Genomic DNA, 16,868 nt, shown 5'->3' with positions numbered 1-16,868 from the left:
TTATTTATCCAAATATATATGCTTTATGGCAGGGAATGAAATAATTTTGATTTCAAAACTAAAAATCTAGGAATAAATGATTTTAGCATATAAATGATGGTTTATTGTGCCTTGAATTTATAATCTGTATTTTTACCGGCATGACAAAGCAGGGCACAAAACCAAATATTTTAGTTGTAAATGACGACGGGATTACAGCTACGGGCATAAAGAATTTAATGGAAGTAATGCAGGAGCTGGGCAATGTAGTGGTGGTTGCACCAGATAGTCCGCAAAGCGGAATGGGACATGCCATTACCATAGGCAAACCGATCCGTTTTGATAAAGTTGATCTTTATGCAGGTGTAGAAATGTATAAATGCAGTGGAACACCTGTTGATTGTGTTAAAATTGCTGTAAATAAGATTTTTAAAGGTAAAAAACCTGACTTGTGTGTATCAGGAATTAACCACGGACTAAATAATTCGATTAATGTACTCTATTCAGGTACCATGTCTGCTGCAGTAGAAGGCGCAATAGAAAAAATTCCATCTATTGGTTTCTCTTTAGACGATTTTGCAGCCGATGCCGATTTTAGTCATACCAAAAAATACATCAAAAATATCTGTGAACAGGTTTTAGCAAATGGTTTACCAGAAGGAACTTTATTGAATGTGAATTTTCCAAAAGGCGATCAGCTAAAAGGTGTTAAAGTTTGCCGTCAGGCCAATGCAAAGTGGATGGAAGAATTTGATGAAAGAACTGATCCTTACAAACGACCATACTATTGGCTAACCGGTGTTTTCGAAAATTTTGATAAGGGAGAAGATACCGATGTTTGGGCATTGGAAAACAATTATATTTCTATTGTTCCGGTCCAGTTTGATTTAACGGCGCACCATGCGATACAAGCAATAAACAGTTGGGATTTTATTGGTAAGAATGCTGCTAAATCTACAAGTGCCAGCACTAAAGTTTCAGCGCCAGATGGCATTAATTTAGGTTAAGCGCTTGCCATTATGATTGATCGGTTGAAAAGATTAAATAATTCTGTTTGGGTAGGTTTGGGCATTGGTTTGCTTGTGCCGGCAATATTTTGTTCCATTGCCTGGTACATCATTAACCATGTGGCTTCCCTTGCTAAAGCAGATTTGTTATATATTGGTGGTATTGCTATAAATGCTTATACCATGCAGTACTTTTTTAAATACAATAAGGAAAATATTGGCAGGGGCATATTGGCCGCAACGTTTTTATGCGCTTTTGTGTTTTTTGCATACAAAGTTTTTTGATGAAACGGGCGTCATTGCGAACTGAAGAAGGGGATTGTGCGCTGGGGTGAAGCAATCTTTCCAGAACAACGAAGAATTAAGGAACAGACAATAACATAAAAGGTTGCTTCGTCGTGCCTCCTCACAATGACGATTTTTGTTATAACATAAGAAAATATGAAATACTACCTCGTAGCAGGAGAAGCCTCAGGCGATTTACATGGCGCCAACTTAATGAAAGCCTTAAAAGCTGAGGATGGCGAAGCTGTATTCAGGTATTTCGGGGGGGGTAAAATGCAGGCCGAAGGAGGTGAGCTGGTTAAACACTATGCTGATATGGCTTTTATGGGTTTTACCGAGGTGATTTTAAATTTACGCACCATTTTCAGAAATCTCAAAGCCTGCAAGGATGATGTTTTAAAATGGAAGCCCGATGTGCTGATCCTAATCGATTTTCCGGGTTTTAATTTAAAAATTGCGGAGTTTGCGAAAGCCAATGGCATAAAAGTATGTTATTACATCTCACCTAAAGTTTGGGCATGGAACCAAAAACGGGTGTTGAAAATCAAAAAAGTTGTGGATCATATGTTCTGTATCTTGCCTTTCGAAGTAGATTTCTACAAAGAATGGGGCATGCAGGTAGATTATGTAGGCAACCCCTTATTAGACGAAATTGCGCAATTTACACCAGATTTAAATTTCCGTGCAAACAATCAGGTAGGTACTGAAAAAATTATTGCCTTATTACCTGGTAGCCGCAAGCAGGAAATAGAACGTTTACTTCCGGTGATGTTAAGCATAACCGAAAATTATCCCGATTATATATTTGTCATTGCAGCTGCACCAACTTTTACCGAAAGTTATTATCGCCAGTTTACGGGAGATAAAAAAGTTCATCTTCTCTTTAACAGTACCTATAATTTATTGCACCATGCCCATGCCGCAATTGTAGCTTCAGGAACAGCTACGTTAGAGACTGCTTTGTTTAAAGTGCCGCAGGTAGTGGTTTATAAGGGCGGAACCATTTCAATTGCCATTGCCAGGATGTTGGTGAAAATTAAGTTTATTTCACTGGTTAATCTTATCGTAAATAAAAAGATTGTAACCGAACTTATCCAGGAAGATTGTAACACCCAAAAGGTGAACGAAGAACTCGAAATTATCTTAACAGGGGAGGGCAGGAACCAGATGTTAAAACATTACGACGGGCTACTTTTACTTATGGGAAAACCTGGCGCTTCGGCAAAAACGGCCAGATTGATTTCTAAATATCTCCACTAAATTTATATTTCCACAAACGTAACATTTTAAGGTTTTTTCATTTTTTTTAAAACAAAACCGCGTTTAAGGCGTTACTAAATCGTTTTGCGGAAATCATAACTATAACTAATTAATCTCATAGCTCTTATTAATTTGGTGAAATTTGGCCGCATTGCGTAACTGATTATAAACTAAGCTAGTGAGTGCCAATGAAAAACATTTTACTCAGGACGACAGGATTCCTATGCCTTGTCCTACTTTCAAGCCCCCAGTTGTTTGCGAAAATTACGAGCGAGAAAAAGAATTTTAATCGCTACTATTTTCAGCAGGATACAACTAAAAAACAAGACACAACAAAAAAAGTTCCGGTGGCCAAACCTGCTGATTCGGTAAAAGTACCACCGAACCCGCTTGGTGGTTCGCGCCCGGTGACCGCGCCTACAACAGCGCCAACTACAGCAGCGCCTGCTACTCCGGCGGGCACCGCTCCTGCAGCATCAGCGGCCCAAAAAACAATTACGGGTACCGTTGTAGACGAGCAGAAAATCGGTTTACCTGGCGTTGGAATTAAAATTCAGGGCAAAACAGGGGGTACTGTAACACAGGAAAATGGTAAATTTAGTATAAATGTTACCGCCCCTACCGATGTGCTGGTATTTAGCTATATCGGTTACCAGACTAAATCCGTTCCCGCTGGTAATGGAGCAACGCCATTAACCATCAATTTAGTCCCCTCGCAATCTCAAAAATTAGATGAAGTAGTGGTGGTTGGTTACGGTACATTAAAAACAAAAGAAGTTACTTCATCCGTTGCCCATGTAGATACGGCTCAATTTAGGCAAAGTGGGGCCCGAAATCCACTCGATCTGATCCAGGGTAAAGTTGCCGGTTTAAACCTCACCCGAACGAGTGGTTCAAATCCAAATTCTGGGGTTAATGTACAACTACGTGGGGCAGTAACTGTAACAGGAAGCTCTAGCCCTTTATTTGTTATCGATGGTATCCCTGGCGGTAACCCCGATCTCTTGCAGCAAGATGATATCCTTTCGGTCGACGTACTTAAGGATGGTTCTGGAGCTGCAATTTATGGCACCAGTGCAAATGCGGGTGTAATCCTGATTACCACTAAAAAAGGGAAACCAGGTGCGCCACAGTTTAATTATTCAACTTATTTCCGTAAAGAATACATACAGAACAGGTTAGATTTTTTAACTACTGATGAATTTAGGCAAAAAATTACTGCTGGAACTTTAGATGCTCAGGATTATGGCGGAAATGATGATTTATATGGAAGCTTGATCAATAAAGATAACCTGTCTCAAAACCATAACCTTTCATTATCAGGCGGTACCAACAATACCAATTATCGTGCGAGTTTAAACTACCGCGATTTACAGGGTATCGGTTTGGAAAACGGAAGGAAAGAATATACCGTTAGGTTAAATGTAAATCAGAAAGGCTTTAATGATAAGCTTAATATTCAAATGAATCTGGCTTCGAACTTTAACAATGCAAATACATTAGGTGGAAGCGGTTGGGAAGAAGAACTGGTTAAAAATCCAACCAAAAGAATCTTCAATCCAAACGGAACCTTTTATTTTGATAACCAAAGTACAAACCAATATGCCAGATTACAACAAGAACGCAGTAGAAGAAAGCAGCAAACAAGCTCGGCCGATATTAAAGCGGATATAGACCTGGCAAAAGGATTAAAAGGATCGATTTTTGGATCTGTTCAACGCGATAGTTACACCGATGGCGCATGGGCATCTATTTTTTCCGAACGTTCGGTAGAAGATGCAGATTATCCGGGAGGCGGTTATGCAAGTAAAGGAAATTTCTTATCGCAGGCTTTCGCAGTTGAACCTACCTTGCAGTACAACACCATTATCAAAGAAAAACATTCAATTTCTGCGGTTGCCGGTTATAGCTATCGGTATAATGTTGAAGAAGGTCAGTCGGCCAGTAACAGGGGGTTCATCAATGATCAATTCCATGAAGATAACCTGACTACCGGTATTGCGTTAACAGACGGAAGAGCAACAGCAACAAGTTTTAAAAACGACAATACATTGATCGCTTTTTTTGGAAGGATCAATTATGCTTTCAACAATAAATACCTATTACAGTTGATTTTAAGACATGAAGGTTCATCCCGTTTTGGTATAAACAATAAATGGGGGAATTTTCCAGCTGTTTCGGTTGGATGGAACATTTCTGACGAAAATTTCATGAAGGATATCAAATGGATTAATTACTTAAAATTACGTGCAGGTTATGGGGTGACGGGTAACTCTGGTTTTTCAAACAATGCCTCTAGGGTAGTTCTAGGTGGTGGTGGCAGATATATCTATCCAGACGGATCATACCGCGAAACTTATGGTCCAACAACGAATGTAAACCCTGATTTGAAATGGGAGACTAAAAGGGAATTAAACATTGGTGCTGATTTTACCTTGTTTAACAATAAACTTAAAGGTGCCTTAGATGTTTTCAACCGTACAACTAAAGATCTTTTGGATCAATATACTACTCCTCAACCGCCGTACGTACTGGCAAATATTTATGCTAACGTTGGTACAATTTCATCAAAAGGTATAGAATTGGCTTTGAGTTACGAAGCCATCAAAACAAAAGATCTGACCTTTAGTATGGATTTTACCGGAAGCACTTTAAGCAATAAGCTGGTAAGTTATTCGAACGATATTTTCGATGTCAAATATAAAACATTTGGGGGTATAGGTGGTTCAGGCGATTTGGGCGATGCCATTACCACTTATGAAGGCGCCCCGCTTGGCGAGTTCTGGGGCAAACGTTTTGCAGGTTTCGATGCAGAAGGAAAATGGTTATTCTACAATAGAAATGGTGTTGCCGTGCGTAACGATCAGATCAATTATTCAAAAGATCCGAACGTTACCGATTTAGCACGTATTGGTAATGCGATACCTAAATATTATGCATCATTTACGGCGAATTTAGCGTACAAAAACTGGGATTTCAGAATGTTTGTAAGAGGAAAGTTTGATTATCAGATCTTAAACACAACAGCACTTTCATATGGCAATCCGTCCATCCAGGGAAGCAACTATCTACGTTCGGCATTCGAAAAGTTTAGCCAGATTAACGATACCTATCAATACTCTGACTACTATCTGGAAGACGGAACAAACCTCAAAATCGATGAGATTACGATCGGCTATAGCTTTAAGTTTAAAACTAAGCTGATCCGTAATTTAAGGGTTTACGCTACCGGGCAAAATTTAGTTACGCTAACAGGCTACACCGGAAATGATCCAGACTTCGTACTCGATTCAGGCTTGGGTCCCGGTGTTGATAATAGAAATGCTTACCCAAGTACCAGGTCATTCTTGTTTGGTCTAAATCTTGGCTTTTAACTTAATATCATGAAAAATAATATAAAATATATAGTAATGTTTATGCTTGTAGGACTAGGGTTCTCCTGTACTAAACTAGATGAAAATGCGTACGACCAGATTCCTGCAGACGTTTTTTATACTAATAAAAATGAAGTTTTATCTGCCGTACTGCGTCCGTATACCCATGCCAATGCCTGGGTAGCTCCAGCTGGGCAAAATGGTTGGTGGCGCATGGCAGAACTTTCTGCTGATCAGCTGGCTTGGCCAACTAAAGGTCCGCATGGTGAAGATGGGGGACAATGGAAGAGGTTGCACTACCATAGCTGGACTGTTGATGAAGCAGGCTATAACAATGCCTGGAACCTGATGTACTGGGGAATGGGATTATGCAATAGCCCAATACAAAATCTTGAAAACAGAAGTATTTCGGAAATGGGCATTACACAGGCTGAAAAAGACGCGTATATCGCGGAATTGAAACTCCTTAGGGCGTTCCATTATTTAAAACTGATGGACTTATTTGGAAATATCCCCATTAGCCTCAACGTACCTACAGGTAGTGTGCCAACTGAGCAGTACCCTGCAACATCGAGCAGAAAAGAAGTATTTGATTTTATCGAAAAGGAAATAAGAGAAAATATAGAAAAAACACCAAAACTTTCGCGACAAATGCTGGGCAGGATGAGTCAGGCAGGTGGTTATGCAATGTTGGTGGAGCTCTATCTTAATGCAGAAGTTTGGACAGGTACGCCACGTTGGGACGACTGTATTGCCGCTGCCGATAAATTAATCGCCAATCAAGGCGGAGGACAAAATGGTGCAATGGCTTTAGATAAGGATATTCTAAGCCAGTTCAACACAACCAACGACCTATCAAAAGAAGTGATTTTTTCCATAGCCTATGATTACAAGCGTGCTAATTTTGAACCTGGTTTTGCAGCAGATTTTTTTCACTTTGCACAAAAAGACATTTATGGAGGTGGTAGAAACGGTAACGATGGCGTGGTGGTAATTCCGAATGTTTATAACAAATATGATGATGATGATCAGAGAAAAAAACAGTGGTTGTTGATTGGCCCACAATTCAAATTTGCAAACCCTAAGGATCCTGTACTGGGAACTGTAGAATATGCAGGCAAACCCCTTGTTTTTGTTGATAATATTCAAAAAAACACAAAAAACTCTACAGTTTCTACCATGAGCGAAGGTGAAGAAAATAGTGGTGTCCGGTTTAACAAATATCGGTTGGGAAATTCGATCGCTGGTTTTGTTGTTAACGGAATAGATACTATTGCCGTTCAACCTGATCCAAATTATAACAATACCGATTGGAATATTTATCGCTTAACCTGGATTTATTTTGCTAAGGCAGAAGCTATAATGCGTAAAAATGGCGGTGTAGCTACTGCTGATGCCGTTACTTTAATTAACGATGTTAAAAAGAGAGCCTATACTGCGGCAGCCTGGCCAAGTCGCGCTTACACTACAACCACCCTAACTTTAGATGAATTGTTGGCTGAAAGAGGAAGGGAATTCATTTTCGAAGGTTTTAGAAGAGACGATCTCATCAGGTTTGGCAAATTTACAACTACAAACTGGTGGGACCACTCTCCGTCATCAGCGCACAGGAATTTATTCCCAATCCCACAACGACAGATAGATTTAAATTCGAAACTTAAACAAAACCCAGGATATTAATTTTGATACAAAAGGCGCCGGATCAGCGCCTTTTGCTGTTTTAAGCCTTCATATTTATGCTGTGCCGTCCTTTAACAGGCTTTTCTAAACGATTAATATAAAAATGTTAATTTGAGTTTTTATAACAGGCCAAAGTAGGAGATGATTTCGCGGTTATCACATATAATGATCATGAAGCATTCAAACTGCATACCCCTGGTATTCTGCTATTCACCAGCCCCCGGAGGAAATAGCCGAAACCATTATTAACTCATTTTAAGCCAGCTTTCTTCAGAAGGTAAATCACCTGCTGAAGAGGTAATTATCCCCCGCTCGTTTAGTCTTAGACTAAGAGAAAATCGGACTCTCGTTCGATTGTAATATTTTTTTTACTTACTAAAACGTTTTATAATAGTCGAAAATTCTTATAATTGATTGACTAAAACGTTTTAGCTTAGCCGGTCTATTTATTATGAGCATTACAGCAACTCCTTACTGAATTTTAATAGTTTTTACCAAACGTAAAAACAGACTAGGTCGTGCGAGTTAGTTTCTGTCATGATCAGATCAAACCTTTAACCCAATAAACGCTTCAAATGTTCGACAGCTAATCAAGTGGGGCATTTCCATCACAGATAAAAAGATTACCAGGGAAACAAATAACTAATCAATTTATAATTTAACAAAACCGCTAATGAGAATTAATTTACTTAAAGTTACGGGGCTGTCTGCTGCAATTGTATTGCTAAACAGTCCTGCGTTTTCAATGAACGCAAAATTGGGAGCTGCAGGAGGGCGCTTAAACGAGAGCAAGATATTGGAGCATGCTCGGGTACAAAAGGTCGTTTCGGGGGTAGTTCTTGATGAGAATAGCCAGCCTATCCCAGGCGTAGGTATTAAGAATGTAACTTCTGGCAAAGGCGTTGTAACCGATGCAACTGGAAAATTTAGTATAGAAGCAAATGTAGGTGATGTGATAAGGATCGGTTATATAGGCTATACAACCCAGAACATCACAATTGCTAACCAAACCACATTAAATATCAAATTAGCTGTGTCTGCTGATACTAAACTGGATGATGTTGTTGTTGTTGGTTATGGTAGCCGTAGTCAAAGAGAATTAACATCTGCTATCACTAAAGTAGACACCAGTCAATTCAGACAAAGTGGTGCTAGAAATGCGCTGGATTTATTACAAGGTAAAGTTGCTGGTTTACAAATTACCAGAAGTAGCTCAAACCCAAATACCGGCGTAGCTATTCAGCTTCGTGGTGTTACCTCAATTTCAGGTACAGCGAGCCCGCTTATCGTAATTGATGGAATTCCTGGTGGTAATTTAGATTTACTGCAACAAGATGATATCGAATCTTTTACTGTATTAAAAGATGGTTCTGCGGCAGCAATTTACGGTACCAGAGCTAATGCAGGTGTTATTTTGGTTACAACAAAAAAAGGCCGTAAAGGAGCTGCTCAGTTCAGTTACAATGGTTACGCAAAACATGAAACATTGTACGAGCGTCCTGATTTCATGAGCGCAACTCAGTTCAGAGAAAAAATTGCAGCTGGACAATATACTGCTCAAGATTACGGCGGCGACTTTAATTATTTCGACGATCTTATCAATAAAGATAATTTAACGAACTATCAAAATTTATCGGTTTCTGGTGGTAGCGATAAATCGAACTACCGTGGATCATTTACTTATAATAAGTTAGATGGTTTTGCAAAAGAAAACAGCAGAGAACAGTATCAATTTAGAATGAGCTTAACACAAAAGGGCTTTAAAGATAAAGTTACTGCGATGTTTAATGTTGCCTCGAACATCAATAGAGCCAATTTATTAGGTGGCGGTGGCTGGGAAACTGTTTTAACCAAAAACCCTACTGAATCGTATTATAATCCTAATGGTTCTTATTTATTTACCAGAAATATTACCAATGAGATTGCTCGTTTAGCACAAGAGACAAATAAAAGAAATCAGCAAACTTATTCTGTAGATGGTAAAATCGACATTGACATAATGAAAGATCTGAAAGCATCAGCATTTGTTGCTTATCAGAGAAATCAGTTTGTTGATAATCAATATCGTTTACTTGGAAGTCAAAATTCTGTAGAGAATGGTGACGCACCAGGTGGTGGTTATGCCTATAAAGGGACTGAGTTAAATGAAAACTTTAACTTTGAGCCAACAATTGAGTATAGCAAAACGATTAAAGATAAACATCGTTTAACAGGTATGATCGGTTATTCTTACCGTTATGAAGTAAACGAATCTTTCAGCGCAAACAACCGCGGCTATACAAACGATATTTTCGAAGAAAACAACTTGGGCAGTGTGCCAGTTGCAGTAAATAGAATCGGTATTGCCAGTAATAAAAACGATAATACGTTAATAGCGTTATTTGGTCGTGTGCACTACACTTTCGATGGTAAAGTTAACTTCGAGGCTGTATTAAGAAGAGAGGGATCGTCAAAATTTGGAGCGAACAATAAATGGGCAAGTTTTCCGGCAGTTTCTGCATCATGGGAAATTACCCGCGAGAAATTTATGGAAAATGCCAAATGGCTTAATTTCTTAAAAATTAGAGCAGGATACGGCGAAACCGGTAACTCTGGCTTTGCAAACTATGCATCTTTAGTAACCTTAAGTCCAGGTAATCTTTATCCTTTCCCTGGAAACCAATGGTTACAAACTTATGGCCCATCACGTAATCCAAATCCAAATTTAAGATGGGAGCGTAAAAAGGAATATAACTTAGGTTTGGATTTTGCCATGTTCAACAATAAATTGAGTGGCTCGGTAGATGTTTTCAAACGTGATATTGAAGATTTACTTTATACTTATACCTCTCCACAACCTCCATATGTTGCAAGTACTATCTATACTAACGTAGGTACAATTTCTGCAAAAGGTATTGAATTGACATTGAGTTATGCAGCAATAAAGAATAAAGACTTTTCATGGAATGTTGATTTTGCAGGAAGTACAATTGATAATAAGCTAGTAACTTTTTCAAATGATGAATTCAGAAGAGATATGGAACCATTTGGAAGTATCGGTGGTGCAGGTGCTCTCGGTAACGCGTTCCGTACATACGAAGGTCGTAACATTGGCGAGTTCTGGGGTAAACGTTTTAACAGTTTCACACCAGATGGTAAATGGTTATTTACTAACCGTGCTGGTCAAGCGGTGCCAAATGCACAAATTAATATGTCTCCTTTCCGCGATCAAACCGATTTGCAGGTTATTGGAAATGCAATTCCTAAGTATTACCTGTCGTTAGGAAATACTTTTACTTACAAGCAATTTGATTTGAGAATTTTCTTAAGAAGTAAATTAGACTTTGATGTATTAAATACTGTTGCTTTATCTTATGGAAACAAATTTGGAACACAGGGTAACTTATTAAACAGTGCTTTTACTAAATATGCAGAAATCAATGATACGTATATGTATTCTGATTATTATCTAGAAAACGGAAGTTTCTTAAAAGTTGATGAGGTAACTCTAGGTTATACATTCAAATTTAAAGATAAGGCATTCAGAAGCTTACGCGTATACGCCGTTGGTCAAAACCTGGCATTGTTAACTGGTTACACAGGTAACGATCCTGATTTGATTCAAGATACGGGCTTAGGTCAAGAAATTAATGGACGTAGTTTAGGTATTGATACCAGAAGTCCTTATCCAACAACCAGAAGTTTTGTGTTCGGCGTAAATTTTGGATTTTAATAATAAGAAAAATGAAAACATATAAAAAAATTATTCTATCTGTGCTCTTAGTTTCACCTGTATTATTTAATGCATGTACTAACTTAGACGAGAAAATATATAGTCAGCTAATCACTGATAATTATTACAATAACAAAAACGAAGTTATATCTGCAGTTTTAAGACCATATACTCATGCAAATGCTTGGGCAACACCATCAGGTCAAGACGGATGGTGGAGGCCATCAGAACTTTCTGGCGATCAGTTGGCTTGGCCAACAAAAGGAAGACATGGAGAAGATGGTGGTAAATGGAAACGTTTACACTATCATACCTGGTTGGTAGATGATGGACCATTGAATAACGCTTGGTCTTTAATGTACGGAGGTGTTGGATACTGTAACGATCCAATAGAAAACTTAGAAAAGCGTAATCTAGAACAAATGGGCATAACCCAAATAGAAAAAGACGGTTATATTGCTGAATTGAAGCTTTTAAGAGCATATCACTATCTGAAATTGATGGATCTTTTTGGAAATATTCCGATCGTAACCCAAGTGGGTACTCCTGCAAAACCAGAGACTAGACCGCGTGCTGAAGTTTTTGCTTTTATCGAAAAAGAAATCAAAGATAATATTGATAAGGCACCAAACTTATCAAGAAATATGATTGGCCGAATGACTAAAGCTGGTGGTTATGCCATGTTGGTTGAGCTTTACTTAAATGCTGAAGTTTGGACAGGAACTGCTCGTTGGGATGATTGTATAGCTGCTGCTGATAAATTAATTAACAATGAAGCTGGTGGACAGAATGGAAATATGGAACTTGATGCAAACATTACCGATCAGTTTAAAAGCACAAATGATTTATCTAAAGAAGTGATTTTTGCTATTGCTTATGAATTTAGAATCGCTAACTCACAGCCATCATGGACAGGTGAATTCTTCCATTTCCAACAAGACAGAATCTATGGTGGTTCTAGAAATGGAAATAATGGAGTGGTAATGGTTCCAGGTAATTACACAAAGTATAACAATGATGATTTGAGAAAAACAACTTGGTTGTTACAAGGCCCTCAAGTTAGATTTGACAATGGACAACAAGCACTTGCTTCTGGTGGTAATGAGTACGATGGTCAACAAATTAATTTTGTTGATGAAATTCGTCGTGCCAAAGTAGGCTCTACAGTTTCTAACATGAGTGAAGGAGAAGAAAACAGTGGTGTTCGTTTTAATAAATATAAATTAGGAAACAACGTTGCTGGTACAGTAGGTGGAATGCCTGTTGCAATTGATCTTAACTATAATTGTACAGACTGGAATTTATATCGCTTAACTTGGGTTTATTTTGCAAAAGCCGAAGCATTAATGCGTAAAAATGGTGGTACAGCAAATGCTCAAGCAGTTCAGTTGGTTAACGATTGTAAAAAACGTGCATTTACGGCTGCTACCTGGCCTGCAAATGAATATACAACTGCAACTTTAACACTTGATGAGTTATTGAACGAAAGAGGTAGAGAATTTGTATTTGAAGGTTTCCGTCGCGATGATTTAATTCGTTTTGGAAAATTTCATACTCAAAGTTGGTGGGATCATACTCCTTCTGCAGCTTTCAGACAAATATTCCCAATTCCTTTAATTCAGAGAACATTAAACGAGAATATTAAACAAAACCCAGGATATTAATTTTGATACAAAAGGCGCTTTAAATGGCGCCTTTTGCTGTTTAAGCCTTATAATTGATGCTGTGCTGTCCTTTAACAAGCGTTTCTAAAACGATTAACATAAAAAATGTTAAATTGCGTTTTTATAACAGGCAAAAATTTAAAAGCTGCAATTTTTATTTAGCTTTGAATTGATTAACTCAAAAGACATCCAACCAAATGAAATCGCTTTCTATCAAAGATATAGCCGTAAAAGCAAATGTATCCATTACCACAGTTTCATTCATTATTAACGGTAAAGCAAAAGAGAAATCGATAAGCGAAGCAGTAATAGAGAAAGTAGAAAAAATTATCGAAGAAAGTGGTTATAAACCCAATCAGATCGCAAGAAGTTTAAGAACCGGCAACTCCAATATCATCGGCCTGATTATAGAAGACATTTCCAATTCTTTCTTCTCCAGGATTGCAAGGTTAATCGAGGATAAAGCCTATAAAAGAGGATATAAGATTATTTATTCCAGTACAGAAAACAGTATCGACAAAGCGAAGGAACTAATCAACATGTTCAAATCGCGAAAAGTTGATGCCTATATCATCTCGCCAATAAAAGGAATAGAAGAAGATATTCAGATGCTTCTTGATGATGGAAATCCGGTAATCCTGTTCGATAGAAATTTGCCGGAAATTAATACCAGCTATGTTGGAGCCGATCATTTTAATGCTTCATACCAGTCAATACAGCATTTTATCGATCAGGGTAAAAAGAATATTGCCTTGGTTACTACTGATATCAATGTAGAGCAGATAATAGAGCGTTATGATGGTTATAAAAAAGCATTAGAAGATAACGGAATCAAGTATGATGACAACCTGGTTTTAAAGATCCATTTTAATCAGGAAGAGGGCGAAACCATTGCTCAGATTGAAGAACTCTTAGAAAACAAAAAAATTGATGCAGTATTATTTGCAACCAATTATTTGGCGATTAGTGGCTTAAAAGTGTTGAAAAAGATCAAAAAGAAAATTGGCGACGACTTTGCCATTATTGCATACGATGATCATGAAGCTTTCGAACTGCATACGCCTGGTATTTCAACAGTTCAGCAACCACTCGAAGAAATTGCAGAAAATGTAATAAGGCTAATTCTTAAACAGCTGTCAACCAAAACTAAGCCAGAGAGTCAAGAGATTATCATTCCAGCTAAATTAATTATCAGGGATTAATGCCGGTAACTTAAATGTTACGCTAAGCTATTTTAATATGATTTTTATTTCTCTAATATTGATATTAGTAAAACGTTTTACTTTATACAGTCTTTTACAAGCATAGAACAATTTAAACCAGCATTATCTTTCGTAGCTTATTTAAGCCATGCTTAAGATATTTAGTCGATAAATTGGTAAAACGTTTTATTAACTGCAGTGAAAACCAAATATTAACTTATGAGAAAACTTTCCTTAGTAGCACTTTGTCTTTTTTTTAATTTGATTACAAAAGCACAAGATAAGGCACCTGCTTATCCCTTAATTACACACGATGCTTATTTCAGTGTTTGGTCTTTTGGCGATGGGCTTAACCAATCGGTAACTAAACATTGGACAGGAAAGGAGCAATCTTTGCTGGGTGTTATTAAAGTAGATGGTAAATTTTATCGGTTTCTAGGCGAAGAAAGCCAAACTTTTAAAGAAATACTCCCAGCTGCTGATGTTTTAAAATATCAGGCCAGTTACAGTTTCGATAAACCCGAAGCAGGTTGGGAAAGCAACAACTACAATGATAATAGCTGGAAAAAAGCCGAAGCTCCTTTTGGAGACGATAATTCTGCCAAAACAAAATGGAATAGCGACGATCTTTACTTTAGAAGAACCTTCAATATAACCAATGTATCGGCTACAAAAAAATACTTAAAACTCAATCACGATGATAATGTAATTGTTTATTTAAACGGTAAAATAATTTACAAAAAGAATGGATGGGTTTCTGATTATATTTATGTGCCCATTGAAGACGAGTTATTAAAAACAGGGAAAAATGTATTGGCCATCCACTGTAAAAATACAGCTGGCGGCAGGCATTTAGATGCCGGGCTTGTAGAAGAAGCTGCAGACAATGTAGAAATTGCTCCCGCCACTCAAACCAATGTGTCCATAGAGGCCACCACTACCAAATATACTTTTAGCTGTGGCTATGTAGAACTCCAGGTAGCTTTCACCTCCCCGTTGTTGCTTAACGATATTAAATTAACCGCCAGGCCAATCAGTTATATCAATTATACTGTAAAATCTACTGATGCCAAGCCGCATAGTGTAGATATTTTCTTTGGTGCATCATCAAACCTGGCTGTAAATACACCAAGCCAAAGTGTATCGGCCTGGAAACGTTCGAAGAACAATCTCTCTATCTTAAAAACGGGGACTGTAGAACAGCCGGTGTTAAAGAAACGGGGAGATGATTTACGGATCGATTGGGGCTATTTATATGTAGCTGTTCCCGCCAGGTTTAATGCCACTCAATTTATTGGTAAGCAGAACGAAAGCTTAAAAAGTTTCGTCAATTCCAAATATCCTATACAAACAGAGGTTTTAAATTCAAAAAGCCTAAACCTAAGCAGTATTATTCCTTTCGGTTCGGTTTCTTCAACCCCGGTAGATAAATATATGATGCTGGGCTATGATGACCTAAAATCGGTTGAATACTTTGGCGAAAAGCTGCAGCCCGTTTGGCGACAGGCTGGTTCACAGCAATTCGAAGATCAGCTGGCTGAGGCGAATGCCCAATACCCTTTGTTAAAAACCAAGTGTGCCATTTTTGATGCCAAACTATACGCCGACGCCGAAAAGGCTGGGGGGAAAGAATACGCTGATATGTGTAAATTAGCTTATAGACAGGCTATTGCAGCACACAAAATCGTATATGCCCCAAATGGAGATATCCTCTTCCTATCGAAAGAAAATTTTAGTAACGGATCAATCAATACAGTGGATGTTACTTATCCGTCAGCACCACAATTTTTGGTGTACAATCCCGAATTGTTAAAAGGAATGCTTAATGGTATCTTCTATTATTCAGAAAGTGGAAAATGGAAGAAGCCATTTGCAGCACATGATTTAGGTACTTATCCTTTAGCAAACGGTCAAACTTATGGTGAAGATATGCCGGTAGAAGAAGCCGGAAATATGATCATTTTAACCGCTGCCATTACGAAGGCAGAAGGAAATGCAAAGTACGCCGAGAAACATTGGGAGGTAATGTCTGTATGGGCAAACTATCTGCTAAGAGAAGGTTTCGATCCGGCAAATCAATTATGCACCGATGATTTTGCAGGCCATTTGGCCCGGAATTCGAATTTATCGGTAAAAGCTATTGTAGCTTTAGGTGCTTACGCACAAATGGCGCAATTATTAGGCAAGGCCGATGTAGCTACAAAATATAGAACAGCTGCCTTACAGATGGCCCAAAACTGGATGAAACTTGCAGATGATGGCGATCATTACGCTTTAACCTTTAATGACAAAAATACCTGGAGCCAGAAGTACAACCTCGTTTGGGACAAACTTTTAAAACTTGATCTTTTTCCTAAAGAAGTATACAAAAAGGAAATTAACTTTTATTTAACCAAACAAAAAGATTTCGGATTACCGTTGGACAGCCGTAGAACTTACACCAAATCTGACTGGATTATGTGGACAGCTACCTTGGCTGATAACGAAGCCGATTTTCAAAAATTTATCAGTCCGATATATCGTTTTGCGACCGAAACGGAGAGCAAGGTGCCATTGAGCGACTGGCATGAAACTACCAATGGGAAAATGACAGGCTTTCAGGCGAGAAGTGTGGTTGGCGGTTATTTCATCAAAATGTTAGCCGATAAATGGAATATTAAATAATCATATAATCAGCGTTTGCAAGCCTATAACTGCGCTCACAA

Annotated in this window: 9 protein-coding genes; all 9 read left to right on the top strand. The window is 38.1% G+C overall.

What is annotated here, in order from left to right; translation table 11 throughout:
- Positions 1–140 precede the first annotated feature (140 nt).
- A complete protein-coding gene (gene surE, locus ACTJKN_RS19680) occupies positions 141–986 on the top strand; it encodes a 5'/3'-nucleotidase SurE (protein WP_440827450.1) in 846 nt (281 codons plus the stop codon).
- 12 nt (positions 987–998) lie between these two features.
- Positions 999–1,271, top strand: a complete 273-nt coding sequence (locus tag ACTJKN_RS19675; protein ID WP_440827448.1) for a stationary phase survival protein SurE — start codon at positions 999–1,001, stop codon at positions 1,269–1,271.
- A gap of 156 nt (positions 1,272–1,427) precedes the next feature.
- Entirely contained in the window at positions 1,428–2,531 is a 1,104-nt protein-coding gene (lpxB, locus tag ACTJKN_RS19670; RefSeq protein WP_440827446.1) for a lipid-A-disaccharide synthase, read from the top strand.
- Positions 2,532–2,719: 188 nt separating this feature from the next.
- Positions 2,720–5,905: a SusC/RagA family TonB-linked outer membrane protein gene (locus tag ACTJKN_RS19665; RefSeq protein ID WP_440827445.1), complete on the top strand. Its 3,186-nt coding sequence runs from the start codon at positions 2,720–2,722 to the stop codon at positions 5,903–5,905.
- Positions 5,906–5,914: 9 nt separating this feature from the next.
- Complete coding sequence (locus tag ACTJKN_RS19660) at positions 5,915–7,585, top strand: RagB/SusD family nutrient uptake outer membrane protein (protein ID WP_440827443.1); 1,671 nt, start codon at positions 5,915–5,917, stop codon at positions 7,583–7,585.
- Between the two features lie 673 nt (positions 7,586–8,258).
- Positions 8,259–11,297 carry a SusC/RagA family TonB-linked outer membrane protein gene (locus ACTJKN_RS19655; RefSeq protein WP_440827442.1) on the top strand — a complete coding sequence of 1,013 codons (3,039 nt, stop codon included), beginning with the start codon at positions 8,259–8,261 and terminating at the stop codon, positions 11,295–11,297.
- A gap of 11 nt (positions 11,298–11,308) precedes the next feature.
- Positions 11,309–12,961, top strand: a complete 1,653-nt coding sequence (locus ACTJKN_RS19650) for a RagB/SusD family nutrient uptake outer membrane protein (RefSeq protein ID WP_440827441.1) — start codon at positions 11,309–11,311, stop codon at positions 12,959–12,961.
- 197 nt (positions 12,962–13,158) lie between these two features.
- On the top strand, positions 13,159–14,163 hold the full coding sequence (locus tag ACTJKN_RS19645; protein WP_440827440.1) for a LacI family DNA-binding transcriptional regulator: 1,005 nt from the start codon (positions 13,159–13,161) through the stop codon (positions 14,161–14,163).
- A gap of 219 nt (positions 14,164–14,382) precedes the next feature.
- Positions 14,383–16,827 carry a glutaminase domain-containing protein gene (locus ACTJKN_RS19640; protein WP_440827438.1) on the top strand — a complete coding sequence of 815 codons (2,445 nt, stop codon included), beginning with the start codon at positions 14,383–14,385 and terminating at the stop codon, positions 16,825–16,827.
- The last annotated feature ends 41 nt before the right edge of the window (positions 16,828–16,868 follow it).

It is taken from the genome of Pedobacter sp. 22163, assembly GCF_052045595.1.
Taxonomy (GTDB): domain Bacteria; phylum Bacteroidota; class Bacteroidia; order Sphingobacteriales; family Sphingobacteriaceae; genus Pedobacter.
Note: the sequence above shows the minus strand (reverse complement) of the source record. Positions and strands in the feature narration are given on the sequence as shown.

What these genes read in the sequence shown, in the direction of transcription:
- surE (WP_440827450.1), top strand. Translation starts at nt 141, where the DNA reads ATGACAAAGCAGGGCACAAAACCAAATATTTTAGTTGTAAATGACGAC.
- ACTJKN_RS19675 (WP_440827448.1), top strand. Translation starts at nt 999, where the DNA reads ATGATTGATCGGTTGAAAAGATTAAATAATTCTGTTTGGGTAGGTTTG.
- lpxB (WP_440827446.1), top strand. Translation starts at nt 1,428, where the DNA reads ATGAAATACTACCTCGTAGCAGGAGAAGCCTCAGGCGATTTACATGGC.
- ACTJKN_RS19665 (WP_440827445.1), top strand. Translation starts at nt 2,720, where the DNA reads ATGAAAAACATTTTACTCAGGACGACAGGATTCCTATGCCTTGTCCTA.
- ACTJKN_RS19660 (WP_440827443.1), top strand. Translation starts at nt 5,915, where the DNA reads ATGAAAAATAATATAAAATATATAGTAATGTTTATGCTTGTAGGACTA.
- ACTJKN_RS19655 (WP_440827442.1), top strand. Translation starts at nt 8,259, where the DNA reads ATGAGAATTAATTTACTTAAAGTTACGGGGCTGTCTGCTGCAATTGTA.
- ACTJKN_RS19650 (WP_440827441.1), top strand. Translation starts at nt 11,309, where the DNA reads ATGAAAACATATAAAAAAATTATTCTATCTGTGCTCTTAGTTTCACCT.
- ACTJKN_RS19645 (WP_440827440.1), top strand. Translation starts at nt 13,159, where the DNA reads ATGAAATCGCTTTCTATCAAAGATATAGCCGTAAAAGCAAATGTATCC.
- ACTJKN_RS19640 (WP_440827438.1), top strand. Translation starts at nt 14,383, where the DNA reads ATGAGAAAACTTTCCTTAGTAGCACTTTGTCTTTTTTTTAATTTGATT.